The sequence below is a fragment of the Moritella marina ATCC 15381 genome (assembly GCF_008931805.1).
GTDB classification, from domain to species: domain Bacteria; phylum Pseudomonadota; class Gammaproteobacteria; order Enterobacterales; family Moritellaceae; genus Moritella; species Moritella marina.
In genome coordinates, this window is the sequence record NZ_CP044399.1 from 3,036,765 (window position 1) to 3,052,819 (window position 16,055).

The window sequence follows — 16,055 nt, forward strand, 5'->3', positions numbered from 1 at the left end:
TCCCTGTATATTTTACTATTACAAAATAAAAATAGCGTTTACAAAATTAAAAAAAACCCCGAGGCAAGCTCAGGGTTTCAACAACAATTAGTCTTCGATTGATTCTGCATAACCAGCAGCGTCAAGTAACGCTTCTAGTTGGCTTTCGTCAGACGCTTTAACGCGGAACAACCAGCCTTCGCCGAATGCATCCGAGTTAACTAGCTCTGGAGAATCTTCAAGCTCTTCATTGATTGCAACAACTTCACCAGAAATCGGTGCGTAGATGTCTGAAGCAGCTTTAACAGATTCGCCTACAGCACAATCTTCGCCGGCTTCAACTTCATCACCAACATCAGGTAAATCGATGAATACCATGTCACCAAGTAAGCCTTGGGCATGTTCAGTAATACCAACAGTAAATGTACCGTCTTCTTCTCGACGAACCCATTCATGTGAAGTTGCATATTTTAGTTCAGCTGGGATATTGCTCATTGTTGAAATTCCTTTTGTCTTATACTTAAATGATTATGTTTTTATTTGGTAGCACTAAATAAGTTAAACCAGTTTTTTACCATTACGAACAAACGCGGGTTTAGTCACTGCAACTGGTACAAACTTCTTACGCATTTCAACTTCAGCTGTTTCGCCGATTGATGCTGGAACACGTGCAAATGCAATGCTGTAACCTAACGTTGGTGAGAAGCTACCACTAGTGATAACGCCTTCACATGCTTCGCCTGCAGCGTTAGTAAATACGACTTTTTGACCAGTACGTAAAATACCTTTAGCTTCCAGAACCAAACCAACAAGTTTATCTGTACCTGCTGCTTTTTGAGCAGTAAGTGCAGCGCGACCAATAAAGTCACGTTCTTGTGGTTCCCAAGCAATCGTCCAGCCCATATTAGCGGCTAGCGGTGATACGGTTTCATCCATATCTAAACCATAAAGGTTCATGCCAGCTTCTAAGCGTAGTGTATCACGTGCGCCTAGTCCTGCTGGTTGAACACCTGCGTCCACAAGTTGCTGCCATAAATCGCAAGCTTGGTCTTGTGGCACAACGATTTCATAACCTGCTTCACCGGTATAACCCGTTGTAGCAATAAACAAACTACCCGCTTGTACACCAAAGAATGGCTTCATGCCTTCAACAGCGGCGTTTTGCTCGGCTGTGAAAACGGTTGCAGCTTTTTCTTTCGCTTTAGGGCCTTGAACCGCAATCATTGCGAGTTCAGGTAACTCAGTAACAGCAACAGAGAAATCTGCAGCTTGTTTGTTGATCCAGGCTAAATCTTTAACACGGGTCGCTGAGTTAACCACTAAACGGTAGTATTCATCATTGAAGAAGTAAACGATAAGGTCATCAATAACCCCACCATCTTGTTGTAACATTCCGGTATAAAGTGCTTTACCAGAAACAGTTAATTTTGCCACATCGTTGGCAAGTAAATAACGTAAGAACGACTTTGCATCAGAGCCTTTAATATCAACGATGGTCATGTGTGACACATCGAACATACCCGCATCTTCGCGTACAGCATTATGTTCAGCAATCTGGGAACCGTAATTGATTGGCATATCCCAACCATGAAAGTCCACCATTTTTGCCCCTGCTTCTACGTGCTTCGGGAACAGTACTGTTTGTTGAGCCATTCTATAATTCCTTTAATTGACAGTTATTAATCAAGACTTTGGGATCAAGTAAAATTGCTTTTTGCTTTAGATAAAGTCCTATATAAGGCTTTATATAAAACGGTCATGTAAAGCCTATTACATGACAATGATTTTATTATACCCCTAGATAGCATTCGTTAAAAATTATTTAAAGAATAGAAAATCTAATGGTTAACAAAATAATAATGCCGAGGAGGCTAACACTTAAATAGCGAGAAAAGTTATTTGAGGGGGATAATGACGTTGTAGATCACAAAAAATGCATTGAAGGCAGCTAGATTTATCGATTATTGGCTATATTAACAATGATTAAGCTATTAAGATGATAAAAACAGCAGCACGTAACATTATTATAACTAATGCAAACAGGGTGTTTACATTAGTTATTCTCATCAATAGTGCGATTAATCAGGCTGATTAATTACACTATTTTCAGGGTTTAGTGTGATCAGCTTAACGACTACTGTCTGATTTAGCAAGATCAGGTAACTCACCTTCCAACCCCATCGCCCGTTTAATAAAGCTTAACTTTAACCCCGGTAATGTATTCGATAAGGTTAAGCCAATATCGCGGAAAATGCGTTTCGCGGGATGGCCGCCACTGAATAAACGTTTTAACCCTTCCATGCTTGAGATCATCACCGCTGCTTCAGCTTTACGCCAGCGTTCAAATTTACGCAAGTGCGCATGGCTACCAATGTCTTTATTGGCAAGGTGATTTTCTAATACACATTGTGCCAAACTCGCCGCATCTAACAAACCAAGGTTAACACCCTGCCCTGCTAACGGGTGAATGGTATGTGCAGCATCGCCAATTAACGCCACACGATCACTGGCAAAACTACGGGCATAACGCATCCTAAGTGGAAATGCCTGACGTTGGCCTTCCACTTTACACAAACCTAAACGGCCATCAAACGCCACGGTCAATTGCTTGTTGAATTCGCTTTCGTCCATAGCGAGCAGTTCAGTGGCACGCTCGGGTGGTAATGACCACACGATAGAACACAGATCCGGTTGCCACAAAGGTAAGAAAGCTAATGGCCCTTCTGGATTAAAGATCTGACGCGCACAAGATTGATGCGGTTCCACAGTGCGGATATTGGCCACGATCGCATGGTGATTATAATCCCATGTCGTCAGTGGAATATCCACTTGTGAACGGGTCCATGAATTAGCACCATCAGCACCGACGATCAGTTTCGCGTACACAGGTTCTTGACCGTCTAGGGTTAAACAAGCAGCGTCATCGCCACGGCTTAACTTACTAATACGTGTATCGGTTAATAAGGTAATGTTACTGGCTTTTTCTATTTGTTCTAACAGTGCTAACTGGATCACTTTGTTTTCAACTAAGTGACCTAAGGTATCTGTCATTAACGCATCGCCGTCGAAATCGATCTGGCCAAAGCCGTTACGATCCCACACTTGCATTGCGCCATAAGCTTGATGGCGACGGCTTACGATACCAGTCCACGCATCAACATTTTTCAGTATGTTTTGGCTCGCACGGCTCAGTGCACTGACGCGTAATTCTGGTGATTCACCTAATTCGCGATCCGGTGCATTACCTTCGATAACCACGATCTTAAGGGTGGTTTCCTTTAACGCTGCAGCAAAAGCAAGTCCAACCATGCCACCGCCAACAACCGCAATATCATAAGATTGCATATAATATCCTGACTCTAATTTTAAGGTCTTAAATAGTTAAAATAGCTTGAACGCGCCAAGTGCTTGACGTGCCAGTGCGCGTTTATATTCTGGTTTGTAGCCCATAGTATGTAGGGCGAGATTACGACCAGCCACCAGCGGCGCGTAGTCATTAGCAAACAAGGTCGCTAATGAGGTCGTCATCCAAATCGTTTTCTGATGATCGCCTTGACGCTTATGCCAATAACCTTTAGTGACGGCTTGATTGCCGACATCTTGATCGTTTAAAAAGGCTTGTTCAATTTGATGATGCAATACCGCCACATCACGTAAGCCCAGGTTATAACCCTGACCCGCAATCGGGTGTAGTGCATGCGCCGCATTACCAATCACCACACTGCGATGTTGGGTTGGTTCTAACGCTTCTGTTAATAGCAACGGATATGAAAAACGCTGGCCAGTTTTGGTAAATTTCCCTAAACGGTAACCAAAACGCTGCTGTAAACGCGCTAAGAAATCTTTATCATTTAAGGCCATGATCGCATCAACTTCATCGCTACGCACTGACCAGACTAAAGAACTGCGTTGCTCTGTCATCGGCAATAAGGCTAATGGACCAGTATCGGTAAAGCGCTCAAAAGCTTTGCCTTCGTGCAATTTACTGGTGGTGACATTGGCAATGATCGCCGTTTGTTCAAAGTCGGTCACTTCAATAGGCACGTTCGTTAACTGACGTACCATAGAGTTGTTACCGTCGGCACCGATTAATAACTTACAACGTATTTGCTGACCGTCATCCAAGGTAAGATCGGTATGCGTAATGTGGCGATCTAAGCTGACTAATTGATTCGGGCAATACCAGTTAATATTGTCCATGTTAGCAAGATCTTGTTGGAAAATATGTCCCGCGGTTTGCAGCTCGATCACCTGCCCTAGTGCAGGCAAGTTATATTCGCTGTGATCCAGACGGGTGAATCCCCAATGGCCACGATCGGATACATGAATATGTTCAATCGCTGTCGCTGTCGGGGCGATCTTATGCCACAGCTTAAACTGATTTAAGATCTGTTGTGAGCCATACGATAAAGCAATCACCCGCGCATCAAAACCAGGGTGGTTACTGGTCGTTGGTGGATTGGCATCAATTAACGCGATGGATAATTGACGACCATCTTGGTGTTGTATTTGGCTTACCGCGTGTGCAAGTGTTGCACCGACCATACCGGCGCCTACAATTGCAATATCATATTCAACCACTGACATTTCGATCCTAACAAGTTATTGAAATTAAAAACGATGACACTATAACAAAGCCAACAAACCCGAACAATAAAACCGTATTAACATACATAACTAAGGCAAATAGCTAAGATAAGTAGCTAGGCTCACCATTATTAGCATATCGATTAAAGAAAGCTGCCTGTTGCTGGCATGGATGCCAGCCCCAAGCCCCCAGGGATGGGTTCATGGCGTGGCAGCGTCTTTAATCTATATGCGGCAAAGTTTATATAATTACAGCATCAGCCTTCGAATCGGGTTTCTATTGGTAAATAAGCTAAAAAGCCTTGTTGTAAGTGATCAAACTGCGCTTTACCCACCAAGATCTCGGTCGAGTTTAACGCTTGTGTCATCTCTGGTTCTGCGGCGATAGCCTCGTCGACACCGGCCTTTGCCGCTAATAATGTCCACGCGTACGCCTTTAATTTATCGGCTTCAACGCCTTCACCACGGTAATACATCACCGCAATGTTCTGCCATGCTTGGGTATAACCTTGCTCAGCAGCTTTGTTGTACCAGTCAAACGCTTTGCTTTGATCTTGAAAACAACCCGCCCCCTGATCCAACATACTGGCGAGATTATACTGCGCCTGTACTAACCCGAGTGTGGCAGCTTGCTCAAAATAGCTAAACGCCAATACCGCATTAGGTTTACCCTGCGGTCCTTGCCCTGGTAAATTCCCTTGTAAATACAACAGCGCCAGATTAAATAATGACTCTGGGTGGCCACAATCGCCAGCGCGTTGGTAACAACTTAACGCTTGGCTTAAATAGGTTTGCTGGCCATCACCTTGCTCATACTGCAACGCCAATAAATATAGCGCCAAAACCACACCTTCATCGGCTTGTGCTCGACAAAACTCAAAGGCTTGCTGTGGATTAGTATAAGCATGGTAAGTCTGACTAAATTGCTTATTACGCGCGGCATGTTGCTCAGCGGTAAATGCAGATTCAGGCCAAACGACAGGTGCAGCGGCTTTTGATTTATGATTCCACTGCGCCGTTAATTTGTTTATTAAAGACATAAAACACTCCTTGTCCTATTCATTTAATGCTAACTGTTTAAGTTAGATATCGCCATCCAGCGATTAATTTCCATTCCGGTAAAGCCAATATGCGCAACATTATCATAGCGAGCTAAGGCAATGTTGCGCTTGCGATAAATCATCTTTTATCGCATTAATGCAGTACTTATGTCGTACTAGTGCAGTACAGGTACCGCAGGGATATCACCATCGCTTAATTCGTTGAAGCAATAAGTCGCGCCCATACGCACGTATTCAACGATCTCGTAAAAAGCTTCTTCCGCTTCATTACTGTCGTCATCTGTATCTACGTCCATTTGCGCAATACTGGCAAAGTCAGCAATCAGTTCTTTCACATCATCGCTGGCTTTGGTTTCTGTTGAATGCACCATACCAAAACCGCCAAGGAAACCTTGAACCCATTCTGCTAATGCTTCCATACGGATCTCTAACGCTTGGTCCATGTCAGGTAACAACAATTCAAAACCTAATGTCATGTCCTTTAATGCTGCTTCACTGCTGCTGTATACATCCGCTAAGATTGGCTGTAGTGAGTCAGGGATACCTAGACCTTCGTTAATGAGTTCGTCAAACGGGACTAACCATGCTTTGTTGTCTAGCTTTACGCCGCCACATAATAAACCACAGATCACACCGTGCACATCGGCAGGGTTCACTAATAAATCGCTTTGTTGTAGCTGCGCGTTTACGTCAGCAAAAAGAGGAAGTTTAACTTTATCCATGTGAGGACCTTACCAATTGATTAATGTATTTAGAATAATGGAGAACATATTAGCATTTCACCCAGATCAAGACCATAGCCAAACAAGGCCCACCTTGCAGTGCCTAATCCTTAATCGCTAGCGATAGCCTGGTGATCACAAAGATATTATTCGCAGCCGTGTTGGTCTTGATCATAACATTGCTGTTTGAGCCAACGCCCAAGCTTGACGATATCAGTTTGCTTGGCGCGGGATTTTTTATAAACAAAGTAAAAACTATCACCGGTTAAGATCTCGTGCATCGGAATACGCACAAAGTTATGCTGGCGGTCTTGATCGTTCATTAAGTAATGGTTCACCAAGGTGATGCCCTGATCATAACGTGCCGCTTCAGCCGCCATTAACATATGGCTGAAGTAGTTCATCTTCACGGTTTTTGGCAAGGTAAATCCACCTAACTCGCACCAGCGTTGCCAATCTTCACCTAACGCACTATTGGGAAACACCGACTGCACCGACAATAACGGATATTCCCACAACGCCTCAGGCAAGGATTTATCTTGGATCTGCTGCCAGATCTTCTTGCCACACACCGGATATAACCGCTCGGCATAGAGCAGCTGACTCACAAAGTTACGTTTCGGCGGGTACACAGTAATAAAGCAATCTGCCACTTGATCGCTGCAGTCTGGTTCATCCGCCACCATATTCAACGACAACTCAATCTCAGGGTATTGCTGACGTAAACTATCTAAGCGTGGGATCAACCATTTCACCGCTAATGAACTGTATAAGGCTAAACGGATCTTGCCCGATTTACCCTCACGGATCTGCTGACTGGCGTTGGATATATTCGCCATCGATTGGCTGACTTCTTCATAATAACGCTCGCCCATGTCAGTCAGCGACAAGGTACGACCTTTACGGTTAAACATTGATTCGCCGAGATATTCTTCCAACTGACGTACCTGATGACTCACCGCACTTTGGGTGATATTGAGTTGATCGGCGGCTTTAGAAAAACTATTAAAACGCGCAACCGCTTCAAAACATTGTAAGGCGCGTAACGGGGGAAGTTTCATTATTAGCTCAGCTCATACTAAAAATATATTTATCATTATACTTCATCATAGGTTTTCGAATATGCTACACACATCACACTTTGTCTTTTCAATTATACAGCCTTGTTTGCTGTGTATACTTTATATAGGTAGGAACATACCATGCCCCAAATGACTGTCGGTTTAGCAATGACCTTGCTAATTATTGGTAACGTAATCGCTGTTTTTTCTGATGCTTTAATTAAGACATTATCAGATGATGCGGCCGTTTATCAATTTGTGTTTTTCCGACAGCTCACGGCCGTATTACTGCTTATCCCATTTTGCTTAACCAGCAGCAGAAAGAGTTTGGTTAATGGCCTTAAATGGCATGCGGTACGCGGGCATATTTGGCTACTCGGCGCGGTGTTCATGGTTTACTCAATCAATGCAATGCCACTCGCGACTGCGAATGCGATCTTTTACGCGGCCCCACTCATCATGTTGCCAATGGCGATGCTGTGGTTCCAAGAAAAACTTACCGTGCCGTCTATTACCGCAGGCGTATTAGGCTTTATCGGTGTATTGATCGTGATCCGTCCGACCGAGATCGATTGGGCAGCCATGGCAGCGCTTGTTGTTGCTTTTACCTTAGCAGCGAATAATTTATTGATCCGTAAACTACCAAAACACCAAACGGTATTTCAAACATTACTGCTGACTAATGTAGTTGGTATGCCAGCATCATTAGGGCTTGCTGTATGGGAAGGAAAACCGTGGGATTTTGCACCGCTATTAACCGCAGCGGGTTCAACCTTGTTTATCCTTATCTATGCAGGTTTTTGTGTGGTCGCTTATCGTTCTGGTGAAGCCAGCAAAATCGCCAGTGCTGAATACAGTGGTCTAATAGGCGCTGTGGTTGTTGGCCTTATCTGGTTTGATGAAATCCCTGATATTGGCATGGCGATTGGTACTGCCTTTATTATTCTGCCGTTATTGTGGTTAGCAAAAGTAGAAGCGAAAAATAAACGAATTGCTAAACAAGCGCACCACAAGCCACTGGCAACGGAAACCGCAGCTGACACTGTCGGCGTCACAGCCTAAGTAATGACGACCGCTATCTTTCCTGTGATGGCGGTCAAATCCCCCGGTAAATTAGAGTAAAATAGTTAACCCCAATGTTGACTTTTAGCCTGTAAATCCCCGTATTTTATACCGATTAATCGATACCTAAACCCGAAAGTAATACTAAGCTGTTGGATTTATGGGCAACTTGATTAATCTCGATCCGCAACTAAAAATTTCAATTAGATAACCCCTTGCAATGCTCACTATTGCGAGATATAGTCAGTTCAGACGTATCAGCCGAGGTGCTTGATATAGCCCTTGTAGCCAGATAACTTAGAGTATAGCCATGAGTACAACTGCGGTTGATATTGCAATCTTGGGTCGCCACTTTAAAGTAGGTAGTCCGACTGAAGAAGTTGATGAACTTCATCAAACAGCAGCTGTGCTAAATACTAAGTTAGAAGAAATACGGTCGAAGACCAATATCAAAAATTTAGAGCATTTAGCTGTAATGGCCGCACTTAATTTTTGTCATGAGCTTCGCCAAGAACGTCATAAAACAACAGAATATACTAATACAGTCGATGACCGTATCCAATTGTTACAAGATACAATTGAGCGCGCGTTAGTCAATAATAAAGTTGATAGCGAAACGTCGATAGTATAACCAAATAACCCTGGGGTGATTGGTATGCGGGTTATGTCCCTGAGCCGATAATCACACTTTATAGGCTTTCATTCCTGTTGCTATTGTGCAAGCTCAGCTCGTACTGAGAAGCCTGAGGCAACAGCTTGAATAGCCAACCTGAACCTTCTGGTTCAGGACTAAACCTTGTAGCCGCACCCTGGGGCCCTCTTCTTGTGTTAACATCACTCCATGATTGCAATATCCATCACCGATATTGACGAGTATGGGATCCAATTTATGCCTGATATAACACACGTACTAACAACCAATCGCAGCCAAATAAGACAACAAATACGCCAGCGCCGCCAGCAACTTTCAACCTTGCAGCAACAACAGGCCGGTCATGATCTTGTTCGTCAATTTAGCCAGCATATCCAAGTGCAAGCTGCTCAACACATTGCTATTTATTTACATAATGATGGCGAACTCGATACCCAAGCCGTTATCGACTGGTGTTGGCAACAAGGCAAACAAGTCTACATTCCTATTTTACATCCGTTTAGTCACAAACAATTATTGTTTACCCGACTCACCGCGACGACCCCTTTAGTTAAAAACAAGTACGGTATTAGTGAACCACGATTAAATGTGACCAACGTGATCCCTTATCTTGAATTAGATCTGGTGTGCAGTCCGTTAGTGGCTTTTGATTTAGCCGGTAATCGTTTGGGCATGGGCGGGGGTTATTACGATCGCACCTTTTCTCAGCATCAATTTGTGCGTAATGGTCAACAACCGCCCTACGTATTAGGTTTGGCTCACGACTGCCAGCAACATGCTAATTTACCGATTGCGCCGTGGGATATGCCGATTAAAGAAATCATCACCCCGTCAAGAACATTGCAATTTAGTTAGCCATATATCGCCCATATAACCCTGACGATACGCTAGTATCTTCAGGCCGTTTGGGTATAATCAATACGTAATACAACACGATCACGCGACATACCAACCAATATAAATGGATATAACATGACTCAAGATGAATTAAAAAAAGCAGCAGGCTGGGCAGCATTAGAATATGTTGAAAAAGATAGCATCGTTGGTGTGGGTACCGGTTCAACCGTTAATCATTTTATTGATGCACTGGGTACAATCCGTGAAGATATTCAAGGTGCCGTTTCAAGCTCAATCGCATCAACGCAACGTCTAGAAGCACTGGGTATTGAAGTATTTGATTTAAACAGCGTCGCGCAACTAGATATCTATGTCGATGGCGCAGATGAAATTGATGGCGGCAAAAACATGATTAAAGGTGGTGGCGCAGCGCTAACACGTGAAAAGATTGTTTCTGCGGTCGCTAAAAAGTTCGTGTGTATTATTGATGACACTAAAAATGTTGACGTATTAGGTGATTTCCCATTACCGGTTGAAGTGATCCCGATGGCGCGTTCTTATGTGGCACGTGAATTATTGAAACTTGGCGGTGATCCCGTTTACCGTGAAGGTGTAGTCACAGATAACGGTAATATTATTATTGATGTTTACCACATGCAGATTAAAGATCCAAAAGCCCTCGAAATCGCGATTAACGCTATCGTTGGCGTAGTAACAAATGGTTTGTTCGCGGCTCGCGGTGCAGACGTTGTGCTAACTGGTACACAAAATGGCGTTATTACCACTAAATAATAACGCGGAGTTGGTGTTATATAACCGCGCCAACTCCTCCTTTTTCAATGTTTATCTCACGTCTCAAGAATGTTTCCGACTGCCTCGCCATACTCCTAAAAATGCACTATGTCATTCATCAACAAACTATATTATATAAGTATAACAACCAGTTATATTAAACTATATTTGATAGTTAAACATTTTCATAGTCCGAAAAGTGTAAATTTCTAAGTAAATCAACCCACCGTCAATCACAAAATGACTATTTTGTTTGATTTTCGTCACAAACATTCACTAATGAAAAGAAACCTGCTACTTTAGCAATTAGTTCGATTTACAAAATATGATTAAAAAAAACAGTTAGTGCGATTTACGAATTATGTGATAAAGGAATTTACATGACCAACTTCTCTCTTCAGAAAGATAAAATCAAGATATTACTTCTTGAAGGACTACACCAAAGTGCAGTTGATACATTTACTGATGCCGGCTATACCAATATCGAGTCGATTAAAACAGCATTAAGTGAAGAAGAACTGTGTGAAAAAATTAAAGATGTCCATTTTGTTGGTATTCGTTCACGTACTCACCTAAATGCAAACGTCATTGCTGCAGCTGAAAGACTAGTGGGTATTGGTTGTTTTTGTATTGGTACTAATCAGGTTGATCTGGCTGCCGCTCAAAAAGCAGCGATCCCGGTATTCAATGCCCCATTCTCGAACACCCGTAGTGTGGCAGAATTAGTACTTGGCGAAATTTTATTATTATTACGTGGTATTCCAGAAAAGAATGCCAAAGCACACCGTGGCGAATGGCTTAAGTCAGCAACGGGTTCTTATGAAGCACGTGGTAAGCAGTTAGGTATTATTGGTTATGGCCATATTGGTATCCAACTGAGTATTTTGGCTGAAAACTTAGGGCTACGCGTTAAGTATTATGATGTTGAAACGAAACTTTCTTTGGGTAACGCTCAGCAGATCATGAGCATGCAAGAATTGTTAGCAACGTCAGATATTATCTCGCTACATGTACCAGAAACGCCACAAACAAAACTGATGATGGGCGAAGTTGAGTTCGCACAAATGAAACAAGGTGCAATCTTCATCAATGCTTCACGCGGCACGGTTGTTGATATTGACGCACTTGCTTCAGCATTGGCAACGAAGAAGATCGCTGGCGCTGCTGTTGATGTATTCCCTGTTGAACCGTCATCAAATAACGATGAGTTTATTTCACCGTTACGTGAATTTGATAACGTGATCCTAACACCGCACGTTGGTGGTAGCACCCAGGAAGCACAAGAGAACATCGGCTATGAAGTAGCAGGTAAACTAACGAAATATTCAGATAATGGTTCTACCTTGTCTGCGGTTAACTTCCCTGAGGTTTCACTACCGACACATGCTGGCGCAAGCCGTTTGATGCATATTCACCATAACCAACCGGGTATTCTAAGCCAGATCACGCAAGCATTTTCTGAAGAAGGTGTGAATATTTCAGGTCAATATCTGCAAACAGTAGGCGATATTGGTTATGTGGTTATTGATGTTGAAAGTGATCATGCTGAACGTGGTTTAGCAAAACTGAAAACAATTGACGGTACTATCCGCGCGCGTTTATTACGCTAGGTTAGACCCCACCCTAACCCTCCCCTGAATACAAAGGGAGGGGATCAAAAAAGCCTGTCAGTTTCATTTTAAATGAAGTGGCAGGCTTTTTTTTGTCTTATTTAACAGTAACTTTTTACCAATTGTTTACTGTTTACCTGCTATAACAGGTAAAGGGGGTGGGAAGAGAGTTCGCCCTGTCCCTTCCCTTTTTCAAGGGGAGGCTAGGATGGGGTTAGCGCTTGATTATATTGATGCCATTGCGACAACATATACACAGCGCAAACTTGCAACACTAACGCAGCCACTAATACCAGCGGTGTTTCAAAAATCCCCGCGACAACAAAGCTGATTAGCGCGATACCGCCATTTAATAACGCATACGGTAATTGGGTACGGAAATGCTCGTACTGGTCACAGCCTGCACCAGTTGATGATAGGATCGTGGTTTCCGAAATAGGTGAACAATGATCGCCAAACAAGCCGCCAGATAATACCGCGCCAATACTGGCGTATAGCGGTGCGTCAATGGCAACAGCCGTTGGTATCACTAGCGGCATCATGATAGCGAACGTCCCCCATGAAGAACCTGTCGCAAACGAAATAATCGCCGCAAGTAAGAACGCTACCGCAGGCACCAACCAACTAGGGAAGCCACCTTGTGCTTGTTCAGCAATATATGCCGCAGTACCTAAGTCTTTACCAATACCACTTAATGTCCAAGCTAACACTAATATGATCGCCACTTGCATCATATTACCCATGCCTTTTAAGTACACCGCAATGCCATCTGTTAAGTTACGCACGCCGTATACCGCCATCAAAATCAATAACGTCATTGCAGCAAACAAATATGACGTAGATAACGCCGCTCTAAATGCTGAACCCGATACTTTTTCAAATGGGAAACCCAGTGGCCCTAACATGCTAACCAATACCACAGCCATGACTAATAACGGAGCCCACACAAATGACGGTTTAGCATTTTTATGCGTAAACGCAGTCAGTGTTTCTTGGCTTTTTCCTGTGAATATACCTTGTTGCGCTTTTGCTTCCGCTTCAGCCATTGGGCCAAAGTCGAGTTTCTTAATCGCCACTAGCGGCACGATGAAAATAGCGAGGAACGCATAGAACTGAAATGGGATAGCATTCACAAACGCCTGCCAGTCAGAGGTTTCTAGTGATAGTGCCGTGAACTCTTTTTGAATCAGTCCCATGATATACACACCCCAGCCGATAAACGGAATAAGGATAGCCACAGGTGAAGACGTTGAATCAATAATGAAGGCCAGTTTTTGACGAGATAATTTTAATTTTTCAAACAGTGGGCGGAACACTGGACCGACAATTAATGGTGTACCCAGATCCGAGAAGAAGATAAAAATACCGCCAAACCAAGCGGATAACTGCGCTTTACATTTCGTGCTGATCCAGTGTGTTACTTTCGCGGCGAAAGCTTGACCACCACCCGACTGTTCCATCAAAGCAACAAAGCCACCAATGAAGACCAGTAACACTAATACGCCGGCGTTATAACCATCGGTTAATTGTGGCACCAAGTGATCTTTAACCATAATGCCGAACGCATCTAAAGGCTGTAATCCATTCAGCATAAAGACGCCAGTTAACACACCAGCGAATAAGCCAATCACGACATTCCGTGTCGTCAGCGACAGCACCAACGTAATGATGATAGGTAATAGTGAGCTAATATCTGTTTGTTCCATTTCGTTATCCTTCCTTGGTCACGCAATTAACGCAACATTCAAACCAGTTATTTATTCATTAATATTGAATATACATTCAAAACGATCACATTCATAGTCAAATACTCAATTTAATAGCCAGTAATAACAAACAAAGCCAAGTAACTAGAATATATAGCTAAAAAATAATTATTTAATGATAAAAGTTAATCAAAACGGATAACGACGAACAATACCGGTTAACCTTTAGTGACTTCTTTCACGATAGTCAATTCAACCCAGCTATTTGGCGCTGCCGTTAACGTCATGATATAGCTGCCCCACTCATGGGTATTAACATGGGTAATTTGTTTACTTTTATCTTCACAAGTCAAATTAGTAATACCTGCAGCAGTAATATCAGCACCTTCGATCGCTACCTTCATGTTTTTACTTGAGAATAAAACCAATTTCTCATTCCATTCGGTGATCGCGAGCTGTAAGTAGCCCTGCCCGTTTTCATTCATTTTTAGGCGATAACCACTATCAATATTTACATTGATTTCATGCTGCGCCGCGATTTCCTTTGTCGCAGGAAGTTGCAAATCAGATTGCAGTAATTGCGTACATGCATTTGCATAATCTTGTTGAAAATATGCATTTCGCTGTTGGTTATCGACTGCTTTTTTCGCATCATCGACAGCGGCAAAAACAGCTGTATTCACTAGCAGTAAGACTGACGTTAATACCACTTTTTTTAACTTCATCATTCCATGTTTCCTGTGTGTTTACTGTGTTGGGGATAGCTCGAATTATAAGTAGCTCTAATGATAAATAGCTCGAATTATAAATAGTACTAATCGGTATTTTCACTGCCGCGATAGATAAACGGCAAAATGCAATCAGCCACATCGACCCTGCCAGGTAATGTCACCAAGGCGCAGAATGGCGAGGCATGCTGAATTAATTGTGCTGGAACTGGGATCGCGAGCGCTGCTAAAAAGCCTAATAATTGCGATTTTTCTAATTGAGTTAAACTAAAACCTGTGATTAATCGATCTTTTTTTGGGTGCTTGTTACCGTCCCCTTGATTAGGTCCTGATACCGTTAATCGTCCACCGCGAGCATAACTGTCAATAACAGCGCCGAGTGTGCTAAAGCTACCATCATGACCCCAAGGTCCTGTGGCAGTGACATTGATTAAAGACGGGATCCTAAATTTACCATTATCTTCAATTCGCCCGCTTGTACTCTGCAAACCTGATGCGGCTGGCGGATAGATATATCCCCTCTCGGATTCAATGCCATAGAGACCGGTATTAGCAAAATTAGTCTTGCGTGCATCTGTGCGACGATCCAGCAGCACGCCACTGTGGCAAGCGGTACAATTCAACCGTTTACTTTTAAACAGCACCAAGCCTTTCTGCTGTGCTGGTGTTAATGGGTTTATATCTGCTTGCTCAAGATAACGATGATAAGGCGTGTCAGTAGAGCGAATTGTCTTTACGTATTCAGCCAAGGCTAACAATACTTTGTCTAGGGTTACTGTCGAACTGCCAAAAGCACGTATAAATAAGGGCGCATAGAGCGAAGATGAACGCTGCAACCGTGATATCAACAACGGTTCTAGCATGCCCATTTCTTCTGGGGATGTTGATAATAACGGCCGTTTAATCGTTTCGGCCAAATCTGTTAAATCTCGACTGGCTTGCATATAAGTCGTGAAGTCGGCTGCATTAAGTAAGGATGGGGTATTTAGCGTAGATATATTGCCATGAATATCAGGCGTCTTGCTAAAGGTGTTACTCCAACCGTGATAAGGGGAATGGCAAAGTGCACAGCTACGATTACCAAATTTAGATAATCTGACATCGTTAAAAAGATAGCGTCCTAGCTCAACCTTGGGTGCTGATACTGATTCTGGAACTGTGACTGTGACTGATGCTGCGATTGACAGTTTAGCGCCAACAATACAACTAATGACTAGCCAGCTTATACATTTAATTATATACATTCAGTTATACAGAT

General features: G+C 43.0%; 15 protein-coding genes and 1 other RNA gene. 6 read left to right on the forward strand and 10 right to left on the reverse strand.

Features of this window, described 5'->3' with window-relative positions:
- Positions 1-87: 87 nt before the first annotated feature.
- The 7 genes from gcvH to FR932_RS13585 all read right to left on the reverse strand — a co-directional run bounded on the left by gcvH (position 88) and on the right by FR932_RS13585 (position 7,410).
- Positions 88-474, reverse strand: a complete 387-nt coding sequence (gcvH, locus tag FR932_RS13555; protein ID WP_019441457.1) for a glycine cleavage system protein GcvH — start codon at positions 472-474, stop codon at positions 88-90.
- 63 nt (positions 475-537) lie between these two features.
- A complete protein-coding gene (gene gcvT, locus FR932_RS13560) occupies positions 538-1,632 on the reverse strand; it encodes a glycine cleavage system aminomethyltransferase GcvT (RefSeq protein WP_019441456.1) in 1,095 nt (364 codons plus the stop codon).
- Between the two features lie 474 nt (positions 1,633-2,106).
- On the reverse strand, positions 2,107-3,324 hold the full coding sequence (locus FR932_RS13565) for an FAD-dependent 2-octaprenylphenol hydroxylase (RefSeq protein ID WP_019441455.1): 1,218 nt from the start codon (positions 3,322-3,324) through the stop codon (positions 2,107-2,109).
- Between the two features lie 36 nt (positions 3,325-3,360).
- A complete protein-coding gene (ubiH, locus tag FR932_RS13570; RefSeq protein ID WP_019441454.1) occupies positions 3,361-4,566 on the reverse strand; it encodes a 2-octaprenyl-6-methoxyphenyl hydroxylase in 1,206 nt (401 codons plus the stop codon).
- Between the two features lie 257 nt (positions 4,567-4,823).
- On the reverse strand, positions 4,824-5,606 hold the full coding sequence (locus FR932_RS13575) for a tetratricopeptide repeat protein (RefSeq protein ID WP_019441453.1): 783 nt from the start codon (positions 5,604-5,606) through the stop codon (positions 4,824-4,826).
- Positions 5,607-5,782: 176 nt separating this feature from the next.
- Positions 5,783-6,349 carry a UPF0149 family protein gene (locus FR932_RS13580; RefSeq protein ID WP_019441451.1) on the reverse strand — a complete coding sequence of 189 codons (567 nt, stop codon included), beginning with the start codon at positions 6,347-6,349 and terminating at the stop codon, positions 5,783-5,785.
- 146 nt (positions 6,350-6,495) lie between these two features.
- Positions 6,496-7,410, reverse strand: coding sequence for a LysR family transcriptional regulator (locus tag FR932_RS13585; protein ID WP_019441450.1), 915 nt, complete (start codon positions 7,408-7,410; stop codon positions 6,496-6,498).
- Between the two features lie 141 nt (positions 7,411-7,551).
- Here FR932_RS13585 and FR932_RS13590 point away from each other — a divergent pair, with 141 nt between their 5' ends.
- The 6 genes from FR932_RS13590 to serA all read left to right on the forward strand — a co-directional run bounded on the left by FR932_RS13590 (position 7,552) and on the right by serA (position 12,363).
- Complete coding sequence (locus tag FR932_RS13590; RefSeq protein ID WP_019441449.1) at positions 7,552-8,472, forward strand: DMT family transporter; 921 nt, start codon at positions 7,552-7,554, stop codon at positions 8,470-8,472.
- Positions 8,473-8,782: 310 nt separating this feature from the next.
- Positions 8,783-9,103, forward strand: coding sequence for a cell division protein ZapA (zapA, locus tag FR932_RS13595; RefSeq protein ID WP_019441448.1), 321 nt, complete (start codon positions 8,783-8,785; stop codon positions 9,101-9,103).
- 4 nt (positions 9,104-9,107) lie between these two features.
- A non-coding RNA gene (gene ssrS, locus FR932_RS13600) (6S RNA) lies at positions 9,108-9,292 on the forward strand.
- A 69-nt stretch (positions 9,293-9,361) separates the two neighbouring features.
- Positions 9,362-9,979: a 5-formyltetrahydrofolate cyclo-ligase gene (locus FR932_RS13605; protein WP_019441447.1), complete on the forward strand. Its 618-nt coding sequence runs from the start codon at positions 9,362-9,364 to the stop codon at positions 9,977-9,979.
- Between the two features lie 117 nt (positions 9,980-10,096).
- On the forward strand, positions 10,097-10,753 hold the full coding sequence (gene rpiA, locus FR932_RS13610) for a ribose-5-phosphate isomerase RpiA (protein ID WP_019441446.1): 657 nt from the start codon (positions 10,097-10,099) through the stop codon (positions 10,751-10,753).
- Positions 10,754-11,133: 380 nt separating this feature from the next.
- Entirely contained in the window at positions 11,134-12,363 is a 1,230-nt protein-coding gene (serA, locus tag FR932_RS13615) for a phosphoglycerate dehydrogenase (protein ID WP_019441445.1), read from the forward strand.
- A gap of 203 nt (positions 12,364-12,566) precedes the next feature.
- Here serA and FR932_RS13620 read toward each other — a convergent pair whose 3' ends face one another.
- From FR932_RS13620 to FR932_RS13630, 3 genes are all read right to left on the reverse strand, one after another.
- Positions 12,567-14,069 carry a Na+/H+ antiporter NhaC family protein gene (locus FR932_RS13620; RefSeq protein ID WP_019441444.1) on the reverse strand — a complete coding sequence of 501 codons (1,503 nt, stop codon included), beginning with the start codon at positions 14,067-14,069 and terminating at the stop codon, positions 12,567-12,569.
- 218 nt (positions 14,070-14,287) lie between these two features.
- Positions 14,288-14,797 carry a hypothetical protein gene (locus FR932_RS13625; protein WP_019441443.1) on the reverse strand — a complete coding sequence of 170 codons (510 nt, stop codon included), beginning with the start codon at positions 14,795-14,797 and terminating at the stop codon, positions 14,288-14,290.
- An 86-nt stretch (positions 14,798-14,883) separates the two neighbouring features.
- Entirely contained in the window at positions 14,884-16,041 is a 1,158-nt protein-coding gene (locus FR932_RS13630; RefSeq protein WP_019441442.1) for a cytochrome-c peroxidase, read from the reverse strand.
- Positions 16,042-16,055 lie beyond the last annotated feature (14 nt).

What these genes read in the sequence shown, in the direction of transcription:
- gcvH (WP_019441457.1), bottom strand. Translation starts at nt 474, where the DNA reads ATGAGCAATATCCCAGCTGAACTAAAATATGCAACTTCACATGAATGG.
- gcvT (WP_019441456.1), bottom strand. Translation starts at nt 1,632, where the DNA reads ATGGCTCAACAAACAGTACTGTTCCCGAAGCACGTAGAAGCAGGGGCA.
- FR932_RS13565 (WP_019441455.1), bottom strand. Translation starts at nt 3,324, where the DNA reads ATGCAATCTTATGATATTGCGGTTGTTGGCGGTGGCATGGTTGGACTT.
- ubiH (WP_019441454.1), bottom strand. Translation starts at nt 4,566, where the DNA reads ATGTCAGTGGTTGAATATGATATTGCAATTGTAGGCGCCGGTATGGTC.
- FR932_RS13575 (WP_019441453.1), bottom strand. Translation starts at nt 5,606, where the DNA reads ATGTCTTTAATAAACAAATTAACGGCGCAGTGGAATCATAAATCAAAA.
- FR932_RS13580 (WP_019441451.1), bottom strand. Translation starts at nt 6,349, where the DNA reads ATGGATAAAGTTAAACTTCCTCTTTTTGCTGACGTAAACGCGCAGCTA.
- FR932_RS13585 (WP_019441450.1), bottom strand. Translation starts at nt 7,410, where the DNA reads ATGAAACTTCCCCCGTTACGCGCCTTACAATGTTTTGAAGCGGTTGCG.
- FR932_RS13590 (WP_019441449.1), top strand. Translation starts at nt 7,552, where the DNA reads ATGCCCCAAATGACTGTCGGTTTAGCAATGACCTTGCTAATTATTGGT.
- zapA (WP_019441448.1), top strand. Translation starts at nt 8,783, where the DNA reads ATGAGTACAACTGCGGTTGATATTGCAATCTTGGGTCGCCACTTTAAA.
- FR932_RS13605 (WP_019441447.1), top strand. Translation starts at nt 9,362, where the DNA reads ATGCCTGATATAACACACGTACTAACAACCAATCGCAGCCAAATAAGA.
- rpiA (WP_019441446.1), top strand. Translation starts at nt 10,097, where the DNA reads ATGACTCAAGATGAATTAAAAAAAGCAGCAGGCTGGGCAGCATTAGAA.
- serA (WP_019441445.1), top strand. Translation starts at nt 11,134, where the DNA reads ATGACCAACTTCTCTCTTCAGAAAGATAAAATCAAGATATTACTTCTT.
- FR932_RS13620 (WP_019441444.1), bottom strand. Translation starts at nt 14,069, where the DNA reads ATGGAACAAACAGATATTAGCTCACTATTACCTATCATCATTACGTTG.
- FR932_RS13625 (WP_019441443.1), bottom strand. Translation starts at nt 14,797, where the DNA reads ATGATGAAGTTAAAAAAAGTGGTATTAACGTCAGTCTTACTGCTAGTG.
- FR932_RS13630 (WP_019441442.1), bottom strand. Translation starts at nt 16,041, where the DNA reads ATGTATATAATTAAATGTATAAGCTGGCTAGTCATTAGTTGTATTGTT.